The following is a 24,916-nucleotide window of genomic DNA, read 5'->3' on the forward strand; positions in this document are numbered from 1 at the left end:
ATCATGAGCCGTCAGGATATCAATCGCTCCGGGGAAATGGAGGTCTTCGTCCGTGCCGTGGAGCTTGGCGGCTTCACCGCGGCAGCAACAGCCTGCCGCATGACGCCCTCGGCCGTCAGCAAGCTCGTCACGAGGCTGGAGAAGCGTCTTGGCGCACGCCTCATCAATCGTTCGACCAGACGCCTGCAATTGACGCCGGAAGGCTGTGGCTTCTACGAGCGCAGCGTCGCAATCCTTGCCGATATGGCAGAGGCGGAACGCCACGCTTCGGCGGGAGAGCAGGTTGCGGGGCATATCCGCATCAACACCAGCGGCTCTTTCGGCAATCACGTATTTGCCCCACTCATCCCGTCCTTTATGGCGCTCTATCCGGATGTCTCGCTCGAACTCGTGCACACCGACCGGGTCGTGGATCTGCTGGAAGAGCGGGCGGATGTCGCAATTCGCACCGGGCCGCTCAAGAGTTCGAGCCTTACCGCCCGCAAACTCGGCACGACGCGAAAAATGATCGTTGCATCGCCGGATTATCTGCGGCGGCACGGCGTTCCCAGCTCGCCGGCGGAGCTTGAAACGCATTGCCGCATCGGCTTTTCCTACTCTCGTGCGGTGGAAGGTTGGCCCCTGAGACTAGGCAGCCAGACAATGACACTTCCTGCGGCGCGCGGCATACAGGTCGGTGACGGCGAGGCCATGCGCCATCTGGCGCTGGCGGGCGCAGGTCTTGCACGCCTCCCTGCCTTTACCGTCAAATCCGATATTGAAGCCGGTCGACTAACGCCTGTCCTGGAAGAGCTCAATCCCGGTGATGTCGAGGAATTCTATGCCGTTTATATCGGCCAGGGTGGCCCGCTGCCAGCGCGCGTGCGGACGCTTCTGGAGTTCCTGCGCGAGAATGTCAGGCTTTGAAAAACGGTGCGGCCTATTGGGCCGCACCGCATTGATGAATGCGGTTGTCGTTACTCCCGCTCAGGCAGTCGGCTGACGGGTCTTGCGCAGATAAGGCAATACAGTATCGAACGAACCGAAACGCGTAATTGCGTCCTCGTTGGAAACGGCGGCGGTGATGATGACATCCTCACCTTGCTGCCAGTTGGCCGGAGTTGCGACCTGATGCTTGGCCGTAAGCTGGATCGAGTCGATGGCGCGGAGAATTTCGCCGAAGTTGCGGCCCGTGGTCATCGGATAGGTGAGGATCAGCTTGATCTTCTTGTCCGGGCCGATGACGAAGACGGAGCGAACGGTGGCGTTGTCGGCCGGCGTGCGTCCTTCCGAGCTTTCGCCGGCACCGGCCGGCAGCATGTCATAGAGCTTGGCAACCTTGAGATCCTTGTCGCCGATCAGCGGATATTCGACGTCGAAGCCGGTCGCCGTTCTGATATCGCTCTTCCATTTGACATGGCTTTCGACCGGGTCGACCGAAATACCGATGACCTTGACGCCGCGCTTGGCGAATTCCTGCTCCAGACCTGCCATTGCACCGAGTTCGGTCGTGCAGACAGGCGTGAAGTTCTTCGGATGGGAGAACAGAACGGCCCAGCCGTTGCCAATCCAATCGTGGAACTGAAGTTCGCCCTGCGTCGTCTCGGCGGAGAAATCCGGAGCGATGTCATTGATACGCAAACTCATCACATTACCTCCCAAATAAAAGCCTCACCGCGTGTCGTGGACAGCGGGCAGAGGACATGGTCAAAAGAGCCGCGGCAGTACAATGGCGCTGAATGCACGGTGTGAAAAGCCCTCTTTCAAGCCGAGGCGGCAACTGTCGCCGAAAAACCTTGGGGCTTGCGATGTCTCGCGCGCGCCTTCAACGCTTCGAGAAAGCCATAACCGCTTGGCCACCGTCCAAATCCGCTCGCAATATTGATGTGTCCGGCAAGGCCGATGTTGCGGACATCGGAATTCCAAAGCCGCCCGAACATGGTCAGCCGGTCGAGCGTCATATAGATATCGTTCAGGCTCCCGACTGTGATGCTGGGAAAAGGCAATGCCTCCGTTGGCATCGTGCCGAAGGAAAGATGGCCGGCGTGCAGCCTTTCGGTGACCGGAATATCGCAGGGCGCAACGAGAAGCGCGCCTTTCACCCTTCGCGCAGCCGGACGCCCCGCCAATCTGGCCGCCAGCAGGCAACCCAGGCTATGGGCGACAAGATAGGCTTCACCGGCATCCTCGAGCGCCGCCTCGAGGTTTTCCATCCAGCAACCGAAATAGGGAAAATCCCAGTCGGCTTGCTCGACAAGCCGGACGTCGGGCTTATCCTGCAGCCAATAGCGCTGCCAATGCCCTTCACCCGATCCGAACAATCCGGGCACGATGAGTACTCTGCTCATGATATCCTCGCAGCCGATTTCGGCGAGACCCGCAATACGAAGCCGGTGGCGCCTTCGTTCAATACCAGGGCGCCGGCGTGGAGCACCAATAATAGAGTTCGTAATCGCGGGCCGAAGGCTCCCGGTCGTAGCTTGCGACAAACGTCTCGTGTGTGGGTGCGGGACTGCCCTTCCGCTTACTCAACGGAGACAAGCCGAAGATCGTCTTCAGGCGACTGATGATATTCGATGTCATGCAACCCTCCATCTCGTTGAATTTAAAATTGAAAACCTGCCGGTCGAACCGGCGTTGCTCGCTATTCAGCGGCCGCCAGCACCGTCACCCGATGCGGAAAGAAGGCGGCCAACTCGCCGACGACCTCATTGATCCGGTTGGAAAGCTGTTCGGAGGAAACCCTGTAATCGGTGAAATCGCGATCCGCAGCATAGACCGCGGTCGGCAGCGTGTGGGCCATGAAGAAGCCGAAGAGCGGCCGCAGCTGGTGCTCCACCATCAACGCATGCCGGTCGCCGCCGCCGGTCGCGGTGATGATGATCGGCTTGGCGCGCAGCTCATGCGGATCGATAAGGTCGATGAGATGCTTGAAGAGCCCGGGATAGGATCCCTTGAAAGTGGGTGAACCGATGATCAGCGCGTCCGACGAGACGATATCGTCAATCACGTTCTTCGCCTGAGCGTCGAGATCCTTGCGCCATTGCGCCACCCCGAGCGAAGAACCGACATCGTGCAGGTCGTAAACCTTGCTGGTAAATCCGTAGCGGTCGCCCGCCAGACCGGCGACGGTCTGGACCAGTGCGTAGGTCTTGGACGGACGGTTGAAGCTGCCGGCAATGCCGACCAATTTAGGCGCACTCATTTTCATCCCTTTCCGAACGTCGGACATGTGTTCGATAGTGCGAATATTGTCCACAAATTTTGTAGATTAAAAGAAACAGCCATCTCTCAGTTCCACCGAAAGGGGAAATCTGTTTCCTGCATCGGGACCGCTTGGATCAGCCTTGCCTATCAGGCCGAGGCGCCTTGGCGACCGATCGCTCAAAGTCATTTCCTGTGGGAAAGCTAAAAAACTTCATGCCGCCAACGCATGACCGGGACACGCATATGGCAGTAATCCCCACGCATCCCGACCGTGACGGTTGATCGGGATTGGCCCCGGCATAGCCTTGACGCAGCCGAGGTATCGCAAAGCGAAGGGAAACAGTCGGCGGGTTCTGCCGCGACGCCCTTCCGCAACAGCAACATCAGGACCTTGGGGGTCTTAAATGAGAAAGCATATCGCTGCCGCCGTCTTCGCTGCAGCACTCTATACCTTTGCCGGCGCCGCACATGCCGATTGCGGCTCGGTCTCAATCGCCGAAATGAACTGGGCGTCGGCCGGCGTTGCGGCAAATGTCGACAAGATCATCCTCCGGGAAGGTTATGGCTGCTCGGTCGACCTTGTCACCGGCGATACGCTGCCGACCTTCACCGCCATGAACGAAAAGGGCCAGCCCGACGTCGCGCCGGAGCTTTGGATCAATGCGGTGCGCACGCCGCTGGATCAGGCCGTTTCCGAGGGCAGGCTGGTTATCGCGGCCGGCATTCTTTCCGAAGGCGGCCAGGACGGCTGGTGGATTCCGAAATTCCTGGCCGACGCCCATCCCGAAATCAAGACCGTCCAGCAGGCATTGGAACATCCCGAGTTCTTCCCCTCGCCGAATGATCCGAAGAAGGGCGTCATCTACAATTGCCCGCCCGGCTGGCAATGCCAGGCCTCGCTCGGCAATCTTTTCCGGGCGCTCGATGGCGAGAAAAAGGGATTTGAAATCGTCGAAACAGGTTCTGCCGCCGCGCTCGACGGTACGATCGCCAATGCCTTCGAGAGGAAGACCGGCTGGCTCGGCTATTACTGGTCGCCAACCGCAATCCTCGGCAAGTACCCGATGGTACGCTTGTCTTTCGGCGTTCCCCACGACAAGGCCGAATGGGATGCCTGCACCTCGGTGATCGATTGCGCCAACCCGAAGGTCAACTCCTACCCCGTCTCGGAAGTCTTTACCGTCGTCACCAAGCAATTCGCCGAGAAAGCCGGGGTCGCTGCGGACTATCTGAAGAAGCGGAAATGGACGAATGATGTGGTGAACAGCGTCCTTGCATGGCAGACGGATAATCAGGGCACCAATGAAGATACTGCGAAGTATTTTCTGAAGACCCATGAGGACATCTGGACGACTTGGGTCAGTCCGGAAATCGCCCAGAAGGTGAAGGCTTCTCTCTAAGAGAACAACCCCGGCGACGCGACACACGATCGCGTCGCTACCCCGTATGCCATGCTCGCATGCGATCCCGTGAGCTGACCTGGATAATACGACGAAAAAACTGGCTCCAGGGGGTGGGCAGAAAAACAAAGCACGCTATCTGATGCATATGAGTGGGGAGACATATTAGGTCGATGGAGGAGATAATCCGGCACATGGAAGAGGCTTCTCATGCGTAAATCTGTCTTGAATGCTCTTGGACAACCACTTTACTACAGCGACTCATCGACTGGTTTCTTTTCCGCTACCGGCTCGGGTCCGGTGCTCAACGGTACCGCCGGCAACGACTCCATGTGGGGCGACGCCTCCGTCAATGTGACGATGACGGGCGGTACCGGCGACGATATCTATTATCTCTATTCCAGCATCAACCGCGCCTATGAAGCGCCCAACGCCGGTATCGACACCATCAACACCTGGATGGATTACACGCTGCCTGCCAATTTCGAAAATCTCACGGTGACGGGCAACAATCGTCATGCCTATGGCAATGATGCCGACAATATCATCACAGGCGGCAGTGGCAGCCAGACGATCGACGGCGGCGCCGGCAACGACGTGCTCACCGGCGGCGGCGGCGCCGATACCTTTATCATCACCAAGGGCAATGGCAGCGACCTCATCACCGATTTCAGCGACGACGACAAGGTCAGGCTCAATCAGTATGCCTTGACGTCATTCGATCAGGTCGTCAGCCATTCCACCCAGGAAGGTGCCAATGTCCGGCTCGATCTCGGCAATGGCGAAAGCCTGGTCCTCGCCAACAAGACCGTCTCCGATCTTCACGCAGACCAGTTCCAGCTCGGGCTTGACAGATCGTCGCTGACGCAGACCTTTTCGGACGATTTCAATACGCTTTCGCTGCACCAGGGAACCCAAGGCACCTGGGATGCGAAATATTCCTGGGCGCCGGAAAAGGGCAGCAGCCTGAACGGCGAGTTGCAATGGTATGTCAATCCAGCCTACGGGCCGACGGCATCCGCAAACCCGTTTTCCGTCTCCGACGGCATCCTGACGATCACGGCAAAACAAACCCCGGATGCATTGAAATCGATCGTTGAGAACCATGATTATACGTCAGGCATTCTGACCACTCATTCTACCTTCTCTCAGACCTACGGTTATTTCGAAATGCGGGCGGAGATGCCGCATAACCAGGGCGTCTGGCCTGCTTTCTGGCTGCTGCCGGAGGACGGATCCTGGCCGCCGGAACTCGACGTGGTGGAAATGCGCGGGCAAAATCCCGATACGGTCAACGTGACGGTTCATTCGAATGCCACCGGTCAGCACACGATGAATTCGATCCCGGTCGAGGTACCGAGCACCGACGGTTTCCACAATTACGGCGTGCTCTGGGAAAAGGATCAGATCGTCTGGTATTTCGACGACGTTGCGGTCGCCCATGCCGCTACGCCTGCCGATATGCACAGCCCGATGTATATGCTGGTCGACCTCGCCGTCGGCGGCGTGGCGGGCACTCCGACGGACGGGCTGCCGAACGGATCCGAGATGAAGATCGACTACATCAAGGCTTATTCGCTGGACGACCATGCCGCCCAGCTCGCCGCTTCAACCCATTCCACCCATACGACGGCGACGGACTGGCACATCTAAAGACGACAAGGGCACCTCATTGAGGTGCCCTAATCCTCCTTGAATGCGCGCTTGATCTGATCGGTCATCGGTTTCGTCAGATAGGCCAGGACGCTTCTCTGGCCTGTCTGCATGAAGGCCTCCACCGGCATGCCCGGCAGGGGCGTCAATTGCCCCAGGCGGCCCCATTCCTGCTTTGGCACCCTTGCCCGCACGACATAATAGCTCTGGCCCGAACGCTGATCGGTCATCAGATCCGCAGAGACGGTCTCCACATGCCCGTTCAGCTCAGGCGTGATCCGTTGATTGAAAGCGGGAAACCGCAATGATACCAACTGTCCGACGGCGACTTGGTCGATATCCTGCGGCGCAAGTTTCAGCTGGGCCACCAGCGCATCCCTGTCGGGGACGATCTGCATGATCGTCTCGGCCGGCGAGATCACCGCGCCCTCGGCATGGACGCTCGATTGATCCACGATGCCGGCCTGCGGCGACCTGATGTCGATCCGTTTGAGATCATCCTCGGCAGCAACCAGGCGCTCGGAAAACTGCCCGGTATCACTCTCCGCCTGGCGCAGCTGTTCGGAGACCTGCGAGCTGCGATCGGCATCGATCTGAAGGATCTGCAATTCTGTTTCAGCGATCTTACCGCGGGTCTGGGCGATCGACGAGACGAGATTGCCGAGATCGCCATTCAGCGAAGCGCTTTCACGCTGCAGCGAAAAGACCTTGGTTGCCGAAATAATGCCTTGGTTGAGCAGACCTTCGAGGCTACCTAGCTCCTTGGCGATCAAAGCAATTTCCCTTCGCTTGCCCTGCTCCTGCGCCACAAGACCTTCGATCTCCTGATTCAACTGCTGAATTCGCTCGCGCAGCTGCGATTTCTGACCTTCGCGTGATGCCAAGCGGTCTCGAAAAAGCTGTCGCTCTCCGGCCAGAATGGCCCTGACATCCTCACTGCCGATCGCGGAAAGCAGATCGGCCGGAAAGGCGATTTCGTCCTTGCCGTCGCGCTCGGCCACCAGGCGCGCGGTGCGCGCTGACAATTCGTTGAGGCGCTTGCGGATGATGGCGAGATTGGCCCTGGTCTGCGTGTCGTCCAGCCGCACAAGCGCCTGGCCTGCATCGACATGATCACCATTCTTCACGAAGATCGTGCTGGTAATGCCGCCCTTCAGATGCTTCACCGGTTTCACATAGCTGTCGACCACCAGGCTGCCGGAGGCAATCACCGCCCCGGAAATTTTGGTGGCGGCAGCGAGGCCTCCCATGACACCGAACAGCAGCAATATCGCGATCACCACAAACAGCGACAGCCGGCGAATGGCGCGTTCGGTTGATGGCGAAGGCGTCTCGCTCATCGTGCTTCCCCGCCGGCGATCGCAAGAGTTGCCGGTCCGGCAGGCTTGGGCGGCAATCCGAGAACATCCTTCTTCGGGCCGAATGCCTGCACCTGGCCGCCGGCAACGATCATCACCGTATCGGCAGCTGCAAGCGCGCTTGGCCTGTGGGCGATGACAACGGCGATACCGCCACGCTCACGCACACCCGTCAACGCTGCGGTCAGGCACGCCTCACCCTCGGCATCGAGGTTGGAATTAGGCTCGTCCAGCACCACCAGGAACGGATCTCCGTAAAGAGCGCGCGCCAAGGCGATGCGCTGCCTCTGGCCGGCTGAGAGCCGCGATCCCGCCTCCCCGATCATCGTATCGAAGCCATCGGGGAGCTTGACGATCATGTCATAGACGCCGGCAGCCTTCGCCGCTCTTATGACCGGCTCGGGCGCTACGTCCTTCACGAAGCGGGAAATATTGTCGGCGATCGAGCCCTCGAGGAGACCGACATCCTGCGGCAGGTAACCGACATGCCGGCCGAGCTCGTTCGCATCCCATTGCGACAACCCCGCCTTGTCGAGCCTGACGGTGCCGATTGCAATCGGCCAAAGGCCGGTCAACGCCCGAGCAAGCGACGATTTGCCCGATGCACTCGGGCCGATGATGCCAAGCACCGTGCCGGCCGATATTTTGAACGAGATATTGCGCAGGATGAAGTCTCTACCGCCGGGAGATATCACGCTGATATTTTCGACGCCGAGTTCGTTCACCGGTGCCGGCAGAGTGAGTACATGCTGCCCGTCCGGCGCGACATCGAGGAGGGCTGCAAGCCGCGCCCAGCCCTGACGGGCTGCAACAAAACCCTTCCACTGAGCGATCGCAAGCTCCACTGGAGCCAGCGCTCGCGTCACCAGGATCGAGCTTGCTATGATGATGCCGCCGGTCGCTTCCTGGCGAATGACGAGGATCGCACCGACCGCGAGCACGGCAGATTGAAGCATCATGCGCGCCATCTTTGCCGCGATCGTCAGCGCGCCGACGATGGTACCCGCGGCAGCCTGATGCCTCAGGTAGTCATCGTTCATTGCAGCCCATTTCTCGGTCAGCCGGCCTGCAAATCCCATCGAGATTGCGGCTTCCCAGTTTCGCCGCGCTGCTTGCGCGAAGCCGAGACGCGCGGCTGAAGACTTTGCCGCCTCGAGCGCCGGCCGTCGCGACAGTGTTTCGGCAAGCAAGGTGATGCCGACGAGCAGGACAGCGCCGCAGAGGGCGGTGACGCCGATCCAGACGTGAAACAGAAAGCAGAGTATCAGGTAGAAAGGCATCCAGGGCAGGTCGAAAAACGCGGTGGAACCACTGCCCGACAGGAAAGAACGGATTTGCTCCAGATCACGAACCGACTGCAATCCATCATCCGACGTCTGCTTTTGGGTTGGCAGGAACAAGAGCGAGCGGAAGACCCTTCCATTCAATCGCTCGTCGAGCGACATGCCGATCCGCGCAAGCAGCATGGAGCGCAGCAGCTCCAGCGCTCCCTGGAACAGGAACAGCGTCGCGACGATGACGACAAGTCCGGAAAGCGTCGGCAGGCTACGGCTCGGAATGACCCGGTCATACACCTGCAGCATGAAGAAGGAGCCGGTCAGCGCCAGCACATTGATGGCGGCGCTGGCAAGAGCGATGCTGAAGAAGGCCTTGCGCAATGACAAGAGCATCAGCGCGACGAAGGTCTGCGGCGGTTCTTTCGGGACGGCAAGCACCTCGCCTCGATCCTCAATATTGGCCGTCGCGAGCGACAGGAGTTTGCACAACGTTCGTCCGCACCGCCTCCCGCTCGGCGCTTGGAACCTGCAAAAGGACCGGTGATGACTTCGCCGCCGTTTCCATTTTGCACCTAACCTTCGGCGATCCCACGCAATTTAGGAAGCCGAAATCTTCCCTGATTCCAGTCCCGGTAAAGCCAATCTTGGCATCGAGCTACCGGACAGTTGTGCCATCAGATGGAGCAGGAACATTCATCGGCAAGGTCTGCCGGTCGTCACATCAGGACTGGCAGGCGTTTTTTTCATAAGCGCCTGCCATATCCAGCCTTATTCGAACTTCTCGGTTGTATCCGCTTTGCCTTTCACCCAGTAGCCGGATGCCTTGATCCAGCTCAGCGGATAGCCGCGCTCTTCGACGAGATAGGTTCGCAGCGCGCGTGTCACCGAGGCTTCGGCGGCAATCCAGACAAAGGTACCGGCCGTTAGCTCGACCGAACGAAGAATGTTTATCAGCGCAGACGCATCGGTCGCTCGCGACAAGGGCCGATGCGCCCAATGCATCGTCACCCGCGCTTCACCTTGAAGAACCTGATGCTCGGCTTCGTCAGCAACTGCGACGATGGCTGTGATGTGTGCATCGCCGCCGGCTTCCTCGATGCGTCTGCCGATTGCCGGCAAGGCCGTTTCGTCGCCGATGAGCAGCCAATTCTTGATGTCGTTGGAGATAACTGCGGAACCACGGGGGCCGCCGATCTCCAGCCTGTCGCCAACGCTGGCTTCAAGCGCCCATTGGGTAACGGGGCCTGCTTCATGAACGGCGAAATCGATGACGAGCGTGCGGGTAACGGTATCGTAACGACGGGGCGTATAGTCGCGTCGTTCCATTTCCTCGCCCGAACCCGGAACGAAGACCTTGATGTGGTCGTCGGGCGCGAGGCTGACGAAGTCGGCGAGATCCTCCCCGGAGAACTCGATGCGCAGCATGCCGGGTGTGACGTTCACGACGCTGGCGACGGTCAAGGAGCGCCGCTTCAGCTCATGGCGTACGCGCTCGATCTTCGGAGCCGAACCAATCGGATTTGACGTGTGTGGAGTATCCATCTGCATCCTTTCGAGGCTCTTTGGTCTCGATCCGCAGGACACAGTCGCGCAGACCGAAGCCGCAGAGCCGTTCGATCATACGCGTTGAGTGACGTTAACGCTTACGTGGCGGGACGATGCCCAGCCAATTCGCGTTTCTCTATAGAAGAGGAACGCCCATCTAGCAATAAAAAGATGATTATTTTAGACAAGATTTTAATCGCGAGGGACGAAGCGGTACTGTGATCCCCGGCTGAAGAGGCCGGCGCGTCTTTTCGAGCCGCGCCGGCCGCCTTGATTACCGGAGCGCTTTTTCCATCACCCGCACCAGTCGCTCGGCAAAAGCGCGCGGATCCGCCGGCTTGTCGCCATCGAGCACACGCGCCTGGTCGAGCAGCAGGAACGCCGCATCGTCACGCAGCGAGGGTGCATCGATCTTGGCAGCGATCGCCTTGACGACCGGGTGTTCCATATTGACTTCAAGGATCGGCTTGGCGCCGGACTGCAAGCGACCGGCCCCCTGCAGGATTTTCTCGAGCTGCCGGTCGTAGCCCTGCTCGGAAGCAACCAGGCAGACGGCGCTTTCGATCAGGCGATCGGAGGCGCGCACGTCGGAGACTTCGTCGGCAAGCTTTTCCTTAGCGAAATCGATGAAGGCCTGCACGTCGGCCGGAGCCGTCGCACTCTCCGGCTTGTCTTCATCCTGCTTTTTGAATTGCGTGAGATCCGCGGAACCCTGGGTGATCGACTTGAAGCTCTTGCCCTCGAATTCCGGAGCATTGGTGACCCAGAAGCTGTCGACGGAATCTGTCAGCAACAAAACTTCGATGCCGCGGGCGCGGAAGCCTTCGAGCTGTGGCGAAGCCTTCAGCTGCTCCAGGCTGCCGCCGACCAGATAGTAGATCGCCTGCTGGCCTTCCTTCACATCCTTGACGTAATCGGCGAGCGAGCGATAGCCGTCCGCAGATGCAGTCGTGCGAAAGCGCGACAAAGCCAGCAATTGCGCGCGGCGCTCGAAATCCTCGTAGATCCCTTCCTTGATCAGGCTGCCGAAGTTTTCCCAGATTTTCAGGAACGCATCATGGTCGCTCTCCGCCTGCTTCTCGATCGCGGTAATGATGCGATTGGTGACGCCTTTGCGGATCGCCGACAGGATCGCGCTTTCCTGGATCATCTCGCGCGAAACGTTAAGCGGCAGGTCGGCCGTGTCGACAAGACCGCGGACGAATCGGAGATAGCGCGGCAGCAATTCCGCCTCATCGGTGATGAAGACGCGCTTCACATAGAGCTTCATGCGGCCCTTGCGATCCGGGTCGAAGAGATCGAACGGCTGCGAGCCGGGCACGAAGGCGAGCGCCGAATATTCATGGCGGCCTTCGGCGCGGAAATGCACCGTCAGCGCCGGCTCGTCATACTGGCCCGAAACGCCGCGATAAAAATCGGTATATTCCTCGGCTGTGATGTCGTTCTTCGACTTGGTCCACAGTGCGGTTCCGTCGGTGAGCTGCGTGGCCTCCTCGCCGGGCTTCTCGGCGATCTTGATCGGCACCGGCACATGGCCCGACTGTTCCTTGACGATGCGCTCGACGGTCCAGCGCGATGCATAGCTCTTGGCATCTTCCATCAGATGCAGCGTGATGCGGGTGCCGCGCGCCGGAGCCGCGCTTGCGTCGACGGGGGAGACGCTGTAGCCGCCCTTGCCATCGGAAGACCAGAGCCAGGCGTCTTCGGCGCCGGCGCGACGCGAAACGACATCGACGTGATCGGCAACCATGAAGCAGGAATAGAAGCCGACGCCGAACTGGCCGATGAGCTGGGCGCCCTCGCCCTGCTTGTTGGCCTCGATGCGCTCCATGAAGGCGCGCGTGCCGGAGCGGGCGATCGTGCCGAGGGCCTCGATCATTTCGTCACGGCTCATGCCGATGCCGTTATCTTCCACGACGAGCTTGCCGTTATCGGCATCGAGCGTCAGCAGAATGCGGCTGTCGGGATCGTTCGCCAGCAAGCCGGGATGAGCAATCGCCTCGTAGCGCAGCTTCTCGCAGGCATCGGCTGCGTTCGAGATCAGCTCACGCAGGAATACATCCTTGTCCGAATAAACCGAGTGAACCATCATATGCAGAAGGCGGGCAACGTCGGCCTCGAAGACGTGGCTCTCGGCGGTCATTTCTGCGGTGGTTGTCATATGCGTCTAGTCTCCTGGGAATGTTGAAAGTCGCGCCGAACAGGTGGCGGATGACGGAAGAAATTTCAAGCGGGCGTTGTCACGCCAAGCTCAAAACAGGCGAATGGCCTTTCTTTCACAGGTAAAATCATTCGCCCGGCGGTTCCTCCATTTGGGCCTATCATACAGGATTTGCATCAGTGCGGCACGCCTGCGGCGCGGTGCAGCAACGACTGTCATAAGATCGGCAGCGGCATGCAGGTTCATTCCAGCCAATGACGAAACCGCCTCGCCGGCAGACGCAAGCTGCAGGTCATCTCCAGCGTTCCGTCATTGGATAGGAACGGCAGTCGAACAGTGTAAACCTCCCATCACTTGCATTGGCCGGAATATTGAACTATATAAGCTCCGTAACGTTGCTGGTGAGCGCTAACAAATTAGCCGCTCGCAATGTTTCGGTCGCTTTGCTCTTCTGACCACGGATGTACTGGCATTGGTGTAGGAGCGACAATCAGGAAGGTCGGCGCGTTTCGCTCCGGCCTTTTTTGTTGCCTGCCGTTTGGGGAGGCAACGTCATTGCCTTTCGACAGGCAGCAGAAGCAACCGCTGCCCGACGTGCACGGACTGCGATTGCCGCAAACCTGTCTGCACAAGCCATCCTCCATGATGAAGTCGCTGTGGAAACGGAGAGCCGCGGAGCCACAAGTTAGTCGATCGCCGACATCCGATTGGAAGCATGCCCACATTCGCGGCGGGTCCGGTCGATGATGCAGGTCAGGCCAATGCGCCGGCGCTTCCACGCTCGCGATATTTCACAGATCAAGGCCAACGAGCTGCCCGATGCCGCCAAGCTGCAGATGCGAGGGAGCCTGCCGCGCACCGGCTTGACTCCATGAAGTTCTCATGAGAACATAAAGTGAACAAATGGAGGCATCCATGACGAAAGCCGAACAAGTCATCGAACGTGCCATGACCTTTGTCGCTGTCTCGAAGGCCCTTCGGGAGCGCGAACAGGAACGGCGCGCCAACTGGACGCGCCGTGTCGAAATCAGCCGGCCGCTACCGCCATTGCCGCGCGCCGTTCAGCTCTCTTTGAAACTCGACAGCTGAACCGGCCAGGGTGGTAACAGCACCCGGCAGGCTGTGAAGCGCCCGCCTTTCGGCGGACGCCCTGCCCCTGCCCTGCGATCACATCAGGCCTTGATGAAGGCGAGCAAGTCCGCATTGATGACGTCTGCATGGGTCGTCGCCATGCCGTGCGGCAAGCCCTTGTAGACTTTCAGCGTGCCGTTCTTCAGCAATTTGACGGAGAGAAGCGCCGAGTCTGCGATCGGCACGATCTGATCGTCATCGCCATGCATGACGAGCGTCGGCACTTCGATCTTCTTCAGGTCTTCGGTGAAATCCGTCTCGGAGAAGGCCTTGATGCAATCGTAATGCGCCTTGGTTCCACCCATCATGCCCTGACGCCACCAATTGTCGATCACGCCCTGCGAAACGGCAGCGCCCGGGCGGTTGAAGCCATAGAACGGGCCTGCGGGGATATCACGGAAGAATTGCGCGCGGTTGGCGGCAAGTGCAGCGCGGAAGCCGTCGAAGACTTCAAGCGGCAGGCCGCCGGGATTCTTGTCGGACTTGACCATGATCGGCGGCACGGCGCCAATCAGCACAGCCTTCGAAACGCGCCCATGACCGCCATACTGAGCCACATAGCGGGCAACTTCGCCGCCGCCGGTCGAATGGCCGACATGAATAGCGCCTTTCAGGTCCAGGTGCTCGGCAAGCGCGGCAACGTCGGCTGCATAGGTATCCATCTCGTTGCCGGTTGCCGTCTGGCTAGAACGGCCGTGGCCGCGGCGATCATGGGCGATGACGCGATATCCCTGATTGAGGAAGAATATCATCTGGGCGTCCCAGTCATCGGAGCTCAAAGGCCATCCGTGATGGAAGACGATCGGCTGGCCCGTTCCCCAATCCTTGTAGAAGATCTGAGTTCCATCCTTGGTGGTGATCGTGCTGCTGCTCATTGTGTCCTTACCTTTCGAAGATTGCTTTTTGGAGGCTTGTGCAGGTTGAGCGAACGGCGTGGCGGCTGCGGCGACGAGGCCCAGCCCGGCTGCCATGACACCCCGGCGAGTAGCTTGATGGATCGACTGGCTCATTTCAATCTCCATGAATTTATCACGCGATCTATTATCGCGATATTTAAATGCATAAACGAGTTCCGTCGCGCTGTCCATCAGAAACTTGTTCCGCTATCATTTATCGCGATAAATAAAACTCGAGCCGGGACGATGCTGCGGCGGACGGCGGACAATCCACGCCTGCCGGCTCCATTCCTTACCCAATTTCGATGGCCGCGTTGCCGCCGCCCGGGCCTATGGCCCGGGCTTGTCGGCAAAATGTGAACTCGCGAACTCGGCGGCTCTTCCCCCCGCCTTCCTGGCATCGTCGAGCCAGAAGGGAAAAATCTGCCATTGGTGGATCATGCCGGGCCAGACTTCCAGGCTGACATTCCCGCCTGCCTGCTGCACCTTGTCCGCCAGCCGCCTGCTGTCGTCGAGCAGCGTCTCGCGTGATCCAACCTGGATCAGCAGCGGCGGAAAGCGGGCAAAACTGGCATAGAGCGGCGACAGATCGGGATCGACGGCTGAGTGGCCGCGCGCAACGGCATCATGAATGACTGCCAACTCGGCCTTGCCCATGAATGGATCCTGGGCAGCGTTGGCGGCCAGCGACTCTCCGGTTCCGGCAAAATCGGTCACCGGACTCATGGCAATGACGGCAGCGGGAAGCGCCCCGTTAAAACGGATCTGGTTCAGGACGACCTCGATAGCCAGGGTCGCTCCGACCGACTCGCCGGCAATCACGATGTTTCCGGCCTTGTATCCGGAAGACAAAAGCCAGCGGTAGGCGGCCATGGCATCGTTGATCTGTGCCGGAAAGCCGTAGTCGGGTGCGAGGCGATAGTCGATCAGCAGCACATCGGCCGATGCAGCCTTGGCAAGCAAGGCGGCGATGTTGCGGTGCGTTCTGAGCGAACCGCTATAGAAGCCGCCGCCATGCAGATAGAGAATTGCCCGTCGGCCGATAGGGTGATGCAACCGGGCCGGCCATACCAGATTGGCGTCGATCCCATTGGCATCGACATGACGAATCTGCACGCGTGTCGGATCCGGCGTCGATGCCATCAGCTTTTCGAAGTCAGCGCGCCGCTGCACCAGATCCTTGTCGGACATAGCGCCATTCTGACGAATGGCGCCGATCAGCTTCTCGACCTGCTCGCTCGATGCCTTCGTCTGCTGCTCGACATCGGACGCCTGCGCCCTTGATGTCGTCAGCTCCGTCGAGAGGCCGGCAGCTATCAGGACACCGATTGCCATGGCAAAACGAAAGATGAAACGAAATGACCGGAACTCATTCATACAAATAGCCTTTTTCCCGCAAGGCCGCACACGATGTCGTGATGCCACGGTCGCAGAAATGCGACTTGTGTCAAGTATTGCAGGCGATATGAACTTGATTTCCATCTGCCGGACTGCCCAGTATGCCGCCAAAGAAGAGACCAGCCAGTATGATTTGATGCGGCTGCTCGAAGCCACGCATCTGGCATTTCATGCCCATACCAGACTTGCATCCGGATCAAGGCTTGCTACGGTCCTCCAGACTTCGATCCAATGTTCTGCAAATAGACGCGAACACGGCCTTTCCCGACACGGCAAAGCTGTCATAGGGTCTGGCCGAACGAAATTGTTAACAAGGTTCCGCAACATGGCGACGCACCGTTTCACCCCCACTCTCTATTACAATGTCATCGGTTCGCTGCCGCCGGCCCTGCATGTGGCCGACGGCGATACCGTGATTACCGAAACGCTGGATGCCGCCGGTTACGACAAGCATGGCGTTCACCGCATCTCAGGCCCCAATCCGATGAATGGTCCGATCTTCGTCGAAGGCGCGGAACCGGGCGATTCCCTCAAGGTCGAAATCCTGAGCATGGTACCGACGCGCGATACGGGTTTCACCCGCAGCGTCGTCGCAAGCAATGTTGTCGATCCTCAGGATGTGCGCGCGCTGCCCGCGAGCGAGAAGGTCATCTGGCAGATCGATCGCGAAGCCCTGACGACGAGGCTTGCCGAACCGGTCGCCGGCCTTGAGGCCTTCACGCTGCCGCTCGCACCGATGATCGGCTGCTTCGGGGTCGCGCCTTCGCTCGGCCAGGCCATATCGACCGCGACAAGCGGCGAATTCGGCGGCAACATGGACTATCGGCTGCTCGGACAAGGCACGACCATCTGGTTTCCGGTGGCGGCACCCGGCGCGCTCTTCTTCCTCGGCGATTGCCATGCCGTGCAGGGAGATGGAGAGATCGTCGGCACGGGGATCGAAACCACCTTCGAGGTGACGGTGCGGCTCAGCGTGGAAAAGAAAAAGACGATCATCTGGCCGCGCGGCGAAACGGCGGACGATATTTTCACCATCGGCAATGCCCGCCCGCTCGACCAGGCCTTGCAACACGCCACCAGCGAAATGCTGCGCTGGCTCGGCTCGGACTACGGGCTGGACAAGACGGCCGCCAGCCATCTGCTCGGTCAGGTCGTTCGCTACGATGTCGGCAATGTCTTCGACCCGGCTTACACCATGGCCTGCCGCGTTTCGAAATCCTGGCTGACGCGCCGGTAAGCACTTTCAGGAAAAGTGCGCAGCGGTTTTCCGTCCGGAATGCGTGAAGCCTCTCATGCGCCAGCCGGATATCAGCCGGCATCGAGCGACTGGTCGCGCCGCTGGCGCGACACGTTGCTCTCCTGCCGCTCCCGCGCCATGTGGCTGACGGCAGCGCGCAGCTGCGGATGCCGCGACATGAACAGGTTGAAGTCGCGGCGCTCCAGCACGAAGAGTTGACAGAAATCGACAGCAACGACATCGGCGGTGCGGCGCGCGCCGGTCAGCAGCGCCATTTCGCCGAAAAAGGAACCCGCGCCGAGCGGGATTTCGTCATCCTCAAGCTGTACTTCGACGGCACCGGAGGCGATGAAGAACATGCTGTCGCCACGATCGCCGGTGCGGATGACACGGTCGCCCGGCGAGGCCGATCGCGGCCGGAAGAGCAGAAGAAGCTCTTCATGCGCATTATCGTCCAACTCGGCAAACATCGGGAATGTTTCGATCAGCTGCTCGATCTCGAGATTATGCTGGCGATCGCGCTCCTCGCGCTGCTTGTTGATGACGGCCAGTTCGCGGCGAAGGCCATCCTGCTTTGCCATGCCGTATTTGTTCGCCAGCGACGGCCACCGGGAGAACGTCCATTTCTCTAGTTTTTCGATGGCAAAGAAAGCCAGCGGATTGAGCGTGATCGACAGGATCGCGCCTGCGAGAATGAGATCCTGCCCTTCACGGGACAATAGACCCAGCGAAACGCCGAGCCCGGCCAGGATGAAGGAGAATTCACCGATCTGCGCCAGGCCGGCTGCCACTGCAAAGCCCATGCTGGCGGGATAGCGCAGCAACAGCACGACGCCGAAAGCAATCATCGACTTGCCCAGCATGATCAGCGCCAGCACGCCGATGATCATCAGCGGTTCGCGGATCAGGACCGATGGATCGAAAAGCATGCCGACCGAAACGAAGAACAGCACCGAAAAGGCATTCTGCAATGGCAGGGAGTCGGCTGCTGCCCTGTGGCTGAGATGGGATTCACTCATTACGAGGCCGGCAAAGAAGGCGCCGAGCGCGAAGGAAACCCCGAATATTTCCGCGGCGCCAAAGGCAATGCCGAGCGCGATCGCCAGAACCGACAGCGTAAACAGCTCGCGCGAGCCGGTGCGCGCCACCGACGTCAACAGCCAGGGCACAATGCGCGGGCCGAGGAAGATCGCGACGGCGGCGAAAGCCACGACCTTGACGAGCGTCATGCCGATCGTCAGCCAGATCGAACCCGAAGCCGCATGATCGCCTGCCTCCGCATGGCCGCCCATGACACCGGCGAAGGCCGGCAGCAGGACGAGAGCGAGCACCATGGCCAGATCCTCGACGATGAGCCAACCCACAGCCACACGGCCATTCGTCGAACTCACCAGATTGCGCTCCTCCAGCGCCTTCAGGAGCACGACCGTACTGGCAACGGCGAGGCTCAACCCGAAGACCACGCCTGCGCCGATGCTCCATCCCCAGAGCGAGGTCAAACCGATACCCAGGACCGTGGCGATCATGATCTGGCCGATGGCGCCGGGAATGGCGACGCCGCGCACCGCCAAAAGGTCGGCGGCGGAGAAATGCAGACCGACGCCGAACATCAGGAGGATGACGCCGATCTCGGCCAATTGCGACGCCAGCGAGATGTCAGCGACGAAGCCGGGCGTGGATGAACCGATGATAACGCCGGCAACCAAATAGCCGACCAGCGGCGGCAGACGTAGCCTGTCGGCCACATAGCCGAAAACAGCCGCGAATACGAAGCCGGCGGCAATCAATGCGATCAATGCAACGTCGTGCGGCACGGCGGTCCTTCCCGTTTCACGGCGTTAAAGCCTGTTCCTCTTTGTTTCAGGCTACCTAGCATCGCTTCTGCCGGGCCGTCTACCGGTGATATGAAACTGAGAGGAAACATCGCCTTGCCGATACACGGCCCGATATCAGGCTGAAGACAAGGCGATGTGACAGTCGACGCTTACTGGTCGAGAACGATCTGCAACTTTACGTCGCTCGGCCGGGCCTCGACGGCGCGGTCGAAGGCCTCGATGGATTGTTCGAAGGCGAAGGTCTCCGAGATCAGCGGCTTGAGATCGACGCGGCCGGAAGCGATCAGCGCGATGGAGCGCTCATACTGATGCGCATAGCGGAAGACCGTCTCGATGCGGATTTCCTTGGTCGAGGCGGTGGAAACGTCGAAGCCGACCGGATTGACCGGCAGACCGACGGCGACGATGACACCACCCGGACGCGGCAGCTCCATCACGGTATCCCAAGCCTTGGGCGAACCAGAGCATTCGAAGATGACATCGGCACCCCAGCCGTCCGTCAGGCGGTTGACCTCTTCGATCAGGTTCTTTTCGCGAATATTGACGGGGATGACACCCTGGTACTGGGCAGCGATATCGAGCTTCGGTTGGGCAAGATCGGCAACGATCGCCCGCGCGCAACCGCCGGCAAGTGCTGCAACCGCCACCATGATACCGATCGGACCGGCCCCAAGCACCACGGCCGTATCGCCGGGCGTAATGCGCGCCTTGGTCGCCGCCTGCATGCCGACAGCGAAGGGCTCGACCATCGCGCCCTCCGCAAAGCTGACATTGTCGGGCAGCTTGAAAGTGTAATTGGCCGGATGAACGACAAAGGGCGTCAGCACGCCATGAATCGGCGGCGTCGCCCAGAAGGTGACGGCGGGATCGACATTGTACATGCCGAGGCGGCTCGCCTTGGAATTGGCATCGGGAACGCCCGGCTCCATGCAAACGCGATCACCGACCTTCAGATGCGTCACTCCGGCGCCGACTTCGACCACGGTGCCAGCGGCTTCATGGCCGAGCACCATCGGCTCGTTGACGATGAACGGGCCGATCTTGCCGTGCGTGTAATAGTGAACGTCAGATCCGCAGACACCGACGGTATGGATCTTGATCTTGACTTCTCCCCGCCCGGCCTCCTGCGGCAGTTCGATATCTCGGATCGCCAGCTCATGCTGACGCTCCAACACCAGGGCACGCACCTTGCTCATCACGTTTTTCCTCTTTCAAAGCCGTCACCGACCCCGCTGCCGCAGAGCCGAATTTCCTGTCCGTTATACCCGTCCGAATGGATGCCGCGAAACGATCTTTGCGCAGCAGCAGGCTAAATCGCATTCAAACGGCGCAATGCACCAACCTCGCATCCATGAATTTTAGGGAAAGCTCATTATTTAACGGACCTATTGCCAATATTGACTGGCGTTCCATTTCTTGTCTTTCTAATAATCGACGAGAGGAGGGGCTCACTATGGCAGTATACGATTGGACAGGTCAGCGTGTTCGCCGGATGAAAATGGTGCGCACGGCAAGCTTTGCAATGCTTCTGATTATCCTGATGGCGATACCCGCACTATTGCTGCACTACAATCTTATCCAGTACCCCTATTGAGCATCTTAGTAAGCAACGGCGTCACGCCGCCTTCCTCGCGCTAGCTTTCGGCTTGCGCGAAACATTGTCGCCAGCCTTGCGATCGAGCGGCAGGCAATCCAGCACGGCGAGAAGCGCGATAATTCCAAGCAGAATGAAGGCGAGACGAAACTCGATGGCGACGATGCCGGCTGCGCCAAGCGGCCCGCTGATCGCCTGGCCGATACGGATGCCAATGGCGCCGACGGCAATGCCCATGCCCATGGTCAGCTGAAAGATCGTGCTGAACAGGGTATTGGCGCCTGTCATCTGCTGCGGCGGAATGTCGGCAAAGGCGATCGTATTCAAGGCCGTGAAATGCATCGACCGGCACATGCCGCCGATGAACAGCACCGGTATGATGAACCAGAGCGGCGTATCCGGCGAGAACAAGGCGCAAGCGGCGATGAAGACGGCATTCAAAATGCCGTTGACGATCAGCACCGGCTTGAAGCCGAAGCGCCGCAAGATCGGCGTCGTCGCCGGCTTCATCGCCAGATTGCCGGCAAAGACCGCCAGGGTCAGCATCCCCGCGTGAAAGGCGCTAAGTCCGAAGCCGACTTGAAACATCAACGGCAGCAGGAAGGGCACGGCCCCGATGGCGATGCGGAACAGCGACCCACCGGAGATGGTGATCGCGAAGCTTGGAAGCCGGAGCCCGGAGAGATCAATGAGGGGGTGCTCTGTCCGGAGAAAATGAAAGACGGCGACGGCAAGCAGGACGAGACCGACGATCACATAGGACGAAGCTTCCAGCCATGCGGGATCAGGGCGCCCGATCAGCTCCAACCCATACATCAGGCTTGCCAGACCGATGCCGCTGACGGCGAAGCCGACCCAATCGAAGGGTGGGCGCGCCGTGTTCTTGGTTTTCGGAATGAGCGTGAGCGCGAAGACGAACGCCAGGACACCGAGGGGCAGATTGAGGAAGAAGATCCAGCGCCAGCTCGCATGATCGGTGATGAAGCCGCCAAGCGGTGGCCCGAGGATCGGCGCCACCAGAGCCGGCCAGGTAATCGTCGCGATCGCCGAGATCAGCTTGTCCTTGGGCGTGTTGTTCAAAACGACCAGGCGGCCGACCGGCACCATCATCGCCCCGCCGATACCCTGCAGGATGCGCATGGCGACGAAGGAGGCGACGCCATTGGCAAAACCGCAGAGAACCGAGGCAAGCGTGAAGATGACGACTGCGGTGGTGAACACCAGCCGCGCGCCGAAGCGATCGCTGATCCAGCCGCTGATGGGAATAAAGACACCGAGGGTCAGGAGATAGGCGCTCATACCGATATTGAGATCGACGGGGCGGGCACCGAAGGAAATGGCCATCTGCGGCAGGGCCGTCGCGATGACCGTTCCATCCAGATTTTCCATGAAGAAAGCGCCGGCCACGAGCAGAGCAATCATAAGCGACCGCGAGCCTGCTGCCCGTGTTTCCTCCTTTTGCCCACGCGTGGACATGTCATTCATCCGCCTACTACTCCGAATCCGCCTCGCATTTTTCCGCATTTAAACGGTTCTGCAACGTTTCCGATAGGCCGAAATCGCCCGATCCGATCATTTGACCGATCACGTTTCGATAGGGAGATGGTGCGCAATTTGATCGTCATGCAATCACCTTTCACGATGCGAACGGGCCGAAACGCGACGCATCTGCGGATCACATCAATGAACAGGCCAGTCAGTCTGTGCCAGTAGGCAGTCGTGCGGAAGACATGTTAGGGTTTTCCGTCGAAACATGCCGCACGAAGAACGGCAGCATTGATACAACAACCCTATGGAACAGCCTCAATGAAGCCGAGACACCAGCATGAAGCCTCCCGAGCCGGCATGGATTGATGATTGGTCTCGCGATGCGCATCAACAGGAATGAGAGCCCCACATAATGAAACATGGCCTTGACGCAGTGTCTGCTCCGGAGTCGAAACTGATCATAACGCAGTCACCATTCGATGCTTTTGTGCGAAAATACGGCACGACCCCTCGTCGCGGCGTCTTCGGCTATTTCGTCCATGAACTCGGTCGCCGCATTGTCGGCGGGCGCTACCCGGTCGGCACGACATTGCCGAACGAGCCGGATCTGGTCGAGCAATTTGGCATCAGCCGCACCGTTATCCGCGAAGCGATGAAATGCCTTGCCGGCAAGGGGCTGGTAGAGATCAAAACCCGCGTCGGCACGCGCGTCAAGGAACGCTCCAACTGGCATCACCTCGATACGGATGTCATGGTGTGGTACTACGAGACTGGCCCCTCGGTGGAAATCATGCGCTCCATCAAGGACCTGCGGTTGGCGCTCGAGCCAGAAGCGACGGCGCGCGCCGCCGCACGCTGTACAGATGAAGATATTGCCGCCATTCGCTCCGCCTACGAGGATATGGTTTCAAGTATCGGTGATATCAACACCAATGCCGATGCCGATCTGCGCTTTCATACGGCCATTTTCGCCGCCACGCACAATATGATCTATTCGCAGCTGATCGACCTGATCGCCGTCGGAATCTACGCCAACCGGACGCTGTCAGGCCATGAAGACGTCGCGGAAGGCCAGAAGAGCGCCCTGCCCTATCACAAGGCCATTCTCGATGCGATCGCTGGGCGTGACGCTGATGCCGCGCTTCTGGCCTCGCGGCGCCTGCTGGACTCCTGGCTGGTCAACTATCGCGACTTCTGATCGCATTGGCGCGAAACAAATGCCGGCACCGGAAGAGACGACCGGGCCGGCATCGTCGCATCAATGCGTCATCGCGTCTTGCGCGTCCGTTTTGACGGACGACCGGCGACCGGCGTCATCGGCAACCGGAATGAGCCAGATGGTTGCGAAGGTCGTGACGGCCACGACGACGACACCCCAGAAGCTCCAATGCAGCGCTGCGTCGAAAACATTTCTGATCGCCGGATCGGCAACGAGGTCGGAAAGGCCCGTCGGCTGATTGAGGATATCGTGAAGCCGGTTTGCCAGTTCGCCGCTGCCGTAATGCGCAATACCGACGTTCATGATCGCACCGAGCGCGGTCGCGCCGAGGGTGTTGCCGAGACTGCGTGAGAATATGATGGATGCCGTGGCGCTACCGCGCATCGACCACTCGACGCTTTCCTGAACGAGCACGACGCTGGTGAGGCTGATGAGCCCCATGCCGAAGCCCATCAGGAACGAACCGATACCCGCAATCACCGGGCTGCTCTCCGGCGTCAGGAACAAGAGAAAGAGCGCGCCGAATGGAAACATGAAGCTGCCGACACGCAATGTCCTGCGGATGCCGAAGGTGCGGAAGAACCTGCTCGACAACATCACGGCCAGGGGCCAGCCGACAATCAGCATCGTCAGGGTGAAGCCGGCCTCGAGCGGCGAACGGCCAAGCACGCCCTGGACATAGATTGGCAGAACCGTGGTCAGGCCGATGAGGGCCATGCCGGCAAGCAGGGTGGCGGCATTGCTGGTCGCGATCAGCCTGCGGCTCCAAAGTGCGATGGAGATAATCGGCTCCGGTGCCCGCCGCTCCTGCCACAGGAACAAAATACCAGTGACGATGAAGACGATCGCAAGCGGACAGAGAACCGCAAAGCCCGCATCGGTCTCGGTCAGGATGACAAGCAGCGATACGATCGATATCGAAAACAGGATCGTGCCGAGATAATCGATCTTCGCCTCGCGCGGCGTGACGGACTCGTGCAGAAAGATCATGAAACCGGCGATGGAGAGCGCGCCGACAGGCAGGTTGATCCAGAAAATCCAGGCCCAGGAGAGATTGTCGACGATGATGCCACCTGCGAGCGGGCCGATAACGGCTGAGACCGCCCAGACGCTGGCAAGCGCGCCCTGCACCTTGGCCCTCTCTTCCAGCTTGTAGAGATCGCCGACGACAGTCATCGTCACGGGCTGGATTGCGCCGGCGCCAAGACCCTGCAGCAACCTGAAGACGATTAGCGAAGCCATCGACCAGGCAAAGCCCGCAAGTGTCGACCCCACCAGAAAAATGAGGATGCCGCAGATCAATATGGGCTTGCGCCCGAAAATGTCGGAGAGCTTGCCGTAGATGACCGTGGTTGTGGACTGCGCCAGAAGAAACGCGGAAAACACCCAGCTATAATAGGTAAAGCCGCCGAGCTGGCCGACGATACGCGGCATGGCGGTTGCGACGATGGTGGCTTCGACGGCGACCATGAAAGTCGCGAGCATGATCGAGACGATGACCAACGGGCGTCTCGAGCGGCCGACCGTGCTGGACATGG

21 protein-coding genes are annotated in these 24,916 nt (G+C 59.7%); 7 read left to right on the forward strand and 14 right to left on the reverse strand.

The window, feature by feature from the left end:
- Positions 1-3 precede the first annotated feature (3 nt).
- Positions 4-906, forward strand: coding sequence for a LysR family transcriptional regulator (locus GA0061102_RS12390; RefSeq protein ID WP_092847388.1), 903 nt, complete (start codon positions 4-6; stop codon positions 904-906).
- A 60-nt stretch (positions 907-966) separates the two neighbouring features.
- On the opposite strand, the gene GA0061102_RS12395 is transcribed toward GA0061102_RS12390, so the two are convergent.
- From GA0061102_RS12395 to msuE, 4 genes are all read right to left on the reverse strand, one after another.
- Positions 967-1,626 (reverse strand): peroxiredoxin, encoded by a 660-nt coding sequence (locus GA0061102_RS12395; protein WP_092847390.1) that lies wholly within the window; start codon positions 1,624-1,626, stop codon positions 967-969.
- A gap of 116 nt (positions 1,627-1,742) precedes the next feature.
- Positions 1,743-2,327, reverse strand: a complete 585-nt coding sequence (locus GA0061102_RS12400; RefSeq protein WP_092847392.1) for an RBBP9/YdeN family alpha/beta hydrolase — start codon at positions 2,325-2,327, stop codon at positions 1,743-1,745.
- Positions 2,328-2,385: 58 nt separating this feature from the next.
- Positions 2,386-2,562 carry a hypothetical protein gene (locus GA0061102_RS12405; protein WP_245297990.1) on the reverse strand — a complete coding sequence of 59 codons (177 nt, stop codon included), beginning with the start codon at positions 2,560-2,562 and terminating at the stop codon, positions 2,386-2,388.
- Positions 2,563-2,623: 61 nt separating this feature from the next.
- Positions 2,624-3,184 carry an FMN reductase gene (msuE, locus tag GA0061102_RS12410; protein ID WP_092847451.1) on the reverse strand — a complete coding sequence of 187 codons (561 nt, stop codon included), beginning with the start codon at positions 3,182-3,184 and terminating at the stop codon, positions 2,624-2,626.
- Between the two features lie 406 nt (positions 3,185-3,590).
- Here msuE and GA0061102_RS12415 point away from each other — a divergent pair, with 406 nt between their 5' ends.
- Both GA0061102_RS12415 and eglC read left to right on the forward strand, forming a co-directional pair.
- On the forward strand, positions 3,591-4,586 hold the full coding sequence (locus GA0061102_RS12415) for an ABC transporter substrate-binding protein (protein WP_092847395.1): 996 nt from the start codon (positions 3,591-3,593) through the stop codon (positions 4,584-4,586).
- Positions 4,587-4,796: 210 nt separating this feature from the next.
- The gene (gene eglC, locus GA0061102_RS12420; protein WP_092847397.1) at positions 4,797-6,239 is read left to right on the forward strand and encodes an endo-1,3-1,4-beta-glycanase EglC; all 1,443 of its coding nucleotides are present in this window, start codon (positions 4,797-4,799) and stop codon (positions 6,237-6,239) included.
- A 29-nt stretch (positions 6,240-6,268) separates the two neighbouring features.
- Here the strand turns inward: eglC and GA0061102_RS12425 are convergent, their stop codons facing one another.
- From GA0061102_RS12425 to htpG, 4 genes are all read right to left on the reverse strand, one after another.
- The gene (locus tag GA0061102_RS12425; protein WP_092847399.1) at positions 6,269-7,579 is read right to left on the reverse strand and encodes an HlyD family type I secretion periplasmic adaptor subunit; all 1,311 of its coding nucleotides are present in this window, start codon (positions 7,577-7,579) and stop codon (positions 6,269-6,271) included.
- Positions 7,576-9,312 carry a type I secretion system permease/ATPase gene (locus tag GA0061102_RS12430; RefSeq protein ID WP_092847456.1) on the reverse strand — a complete coding sequence of 579 codons (1,737 nt, stop codon included), beginning with the start codon at positions 9,310-9,312 and terminating at the stop codon, positions 7,576-7,578. The genes GA0061102_RS12425 and GA0061102_RS12430 overlap by 4 nt, the downstream gene beginning before the upstream one ends.
- Before the next feature lie 330 nt (positions 9,313-9,642).
- Entirely contained in the window at positions 9,643-10,416 is a 774-nt protein-coding gene (locus tag GA0061102_RS12435; protein ID WP_092847460.1) for a siderophore-interacting protein, read from the reverse strand.
- A 277-nt stretch (positions 10,417-10,693) separates the two neighbouring features.
- Positions 10,694-12,580, reverse strand: a complete 1,887-nt coding sequence (htpG, locus tag GA0061102_RS12440) for a molecular chaperone HtpG (RefSeq protein ID WP_092847402.1) — start codon at positions 12,578-12,580, stop codon at positions 10,694-10,696.
- 915 nt (positions 12,581-13,495) lie between these two features.
- Between htpG and GA0061102_RS33135 the strand changes: the two genes are divergently transcribed.
- A complete protein-coding gene (locus GA0061102_RS33135; RefSeq protein WP_086005378.1) occupies positions 13,496-13,669 on the forward strand; it encodes a hypothetical protein in 174 nt (57 codons plus the stop codon).
- Between the two features lie 83 nt (positions 13,670-13,752).
- On the opposite strand, the gene GA0061102_RS12450 is transcribed toward GA0061102_RS33135, so the two are convergent.
- On the reverse strand, positions 13,753-14,586 hold the full coding sequence (locus GA0061102_RS12450; protein ID WP_092847462.1) for an alpha/beta fold hydrolase: 834 nt from the start codon (positions 14,584-14,586) through the stop codon (positions 13,753-13,755).
- A gap of 351 nt (positions 14,587-14,937) precedes the next feature.
- On the reverse strand, positions 14,938-15,942 hold the full coding sequence (locus GA0061102_RS12455) for an alpha/beta hydrolase (RefSeq protein WP_425348530.1): 1,005 nt from the start codon (positions 15,940-15,942) through the stop codon (positions 14,938-14,940).
- Positions 15,943-16,330: 388 nt separating this feature from the next.
- On the opposite strand from GA0061102_RS12455, the gene GA0061102_RS12460 reads away from it, so the two are divergent.
- Entirely contained in the window at positions 16,331-17,242 is a 912-nt protein-coding gene (locus tag GA0061102_RS12460; protein WP_092847406.1) for an acetamidase/formamidase family protein, read from the forward strand.
- Positions 17,243-17,313: 71 nt separating this feature from the next.
- Here the strand turns inward: GA0061102_RS12460 and GA0061102_RS12465 are convergent, their stop codons facing one another.
- Both GA0061102_RS12465 and GA0061102_RS12470 read right to left on the reverse strand, forming a co-directional pair.
- Positions 17,314-19,056 carry a cation:proton antiporter domain-containing protein gene (locus GA0061102_RS12465; RefSeq protein WP_092847408.1) on the reverse strand — a complete coding sequence of 581 codons (1,743 nt, stop codon included), beginning with the start codon at positions 19,054-19,056 and terminating at the stop codon, positions 17,314-17,316.
- A gap of 170 nt (positions 19,057-19,226) precedes the next feature.
- Positions 19,227-20,273 carry an NAD(P)-dependent alcohol dehydrogenase gene (locus GA0061102_RS12470; RefSeq protein WP_092847410.1) on the reverse strand — a complete coding sequence of 349 codons (1,047 nt, stop codon included), beginning with the start codon at positions 20,271-20,273 and terminating at the stop codon, positions 19,227-19,229.
- A gap of 257 nt (positions 20,274-20,530) precedes the next feature.
- On the opposite strand from GA0061102_RS12470, the gene GA0061102_RS32930 reads away from it, so the two are divergent.
- A complete protein-coding gene (locus GA0061102_RS32930) occupies positions 20,531-20,671 on the forward strand; it encodes a hypothetical protein (protein WP_159432158.1) in 141 nt (46 codons plus the stop codon).
- Positions 20,672-20,692: 21 nt separating this feature from the next.
- On the opposite strand, the gene GA0061102_RS12475 is transcribed toward GA0061102_RS32930, so the two are convergent.
- A complete protein-coding gene (locus tag GA0061102_RS12475) occupies positions 20,693-22,147 on the reverse strand; it encodes a DHA2 family efflux MFS transporter permease subunit (protein WP_092847464.1) in 1,455 nt (484 codons plus the stop codon).
- Positions 22,148-22,571: 424 nt separating this feature from the next.
- Between GA0061102_RS12475 and GA0061102_RS12480 the strand changes: the two genes are divergently transcribed.
- Complete coding sequence (locus GA0061102_RS12480; RefSeq protein ID WP_092847412.1) at positions 22,572-23,357, forward strand: FadR/GntR family transcriptional regulator; 786 nt, start codon at positions 22,572-22,574, stop codon at positions 23,355-23,357.
- 60 nt (positions 23,358-23,417) lie between these two features.
- Here GA0061102_RS12480 and GA0061102_RS12485 read toward each other — a convergent pair whose 3' ends face one another.
- Positions 23,418-24,914, reverse strand: a complete 1,497-nt coding sequence (locus GA0061102_RS12485) for an MDR family MFS transporter (RefSeq protein WP_092847414.1) — start codon at positions 24,912-24,914, stop codon at positions 23,418-23,420.
- Positions 24,915-24,916 lie beyond the last annotated feature (2 nt).

This window comes from Martinezella miluonensis (genome assembly GCF_900094545.1).
Lineage (GTDB): Bacteria > Pseudomonadota > Alphaproteobacteria > Rhizobiales > Rhizobiaceae > Rhizobium > Rhizobium miluonense.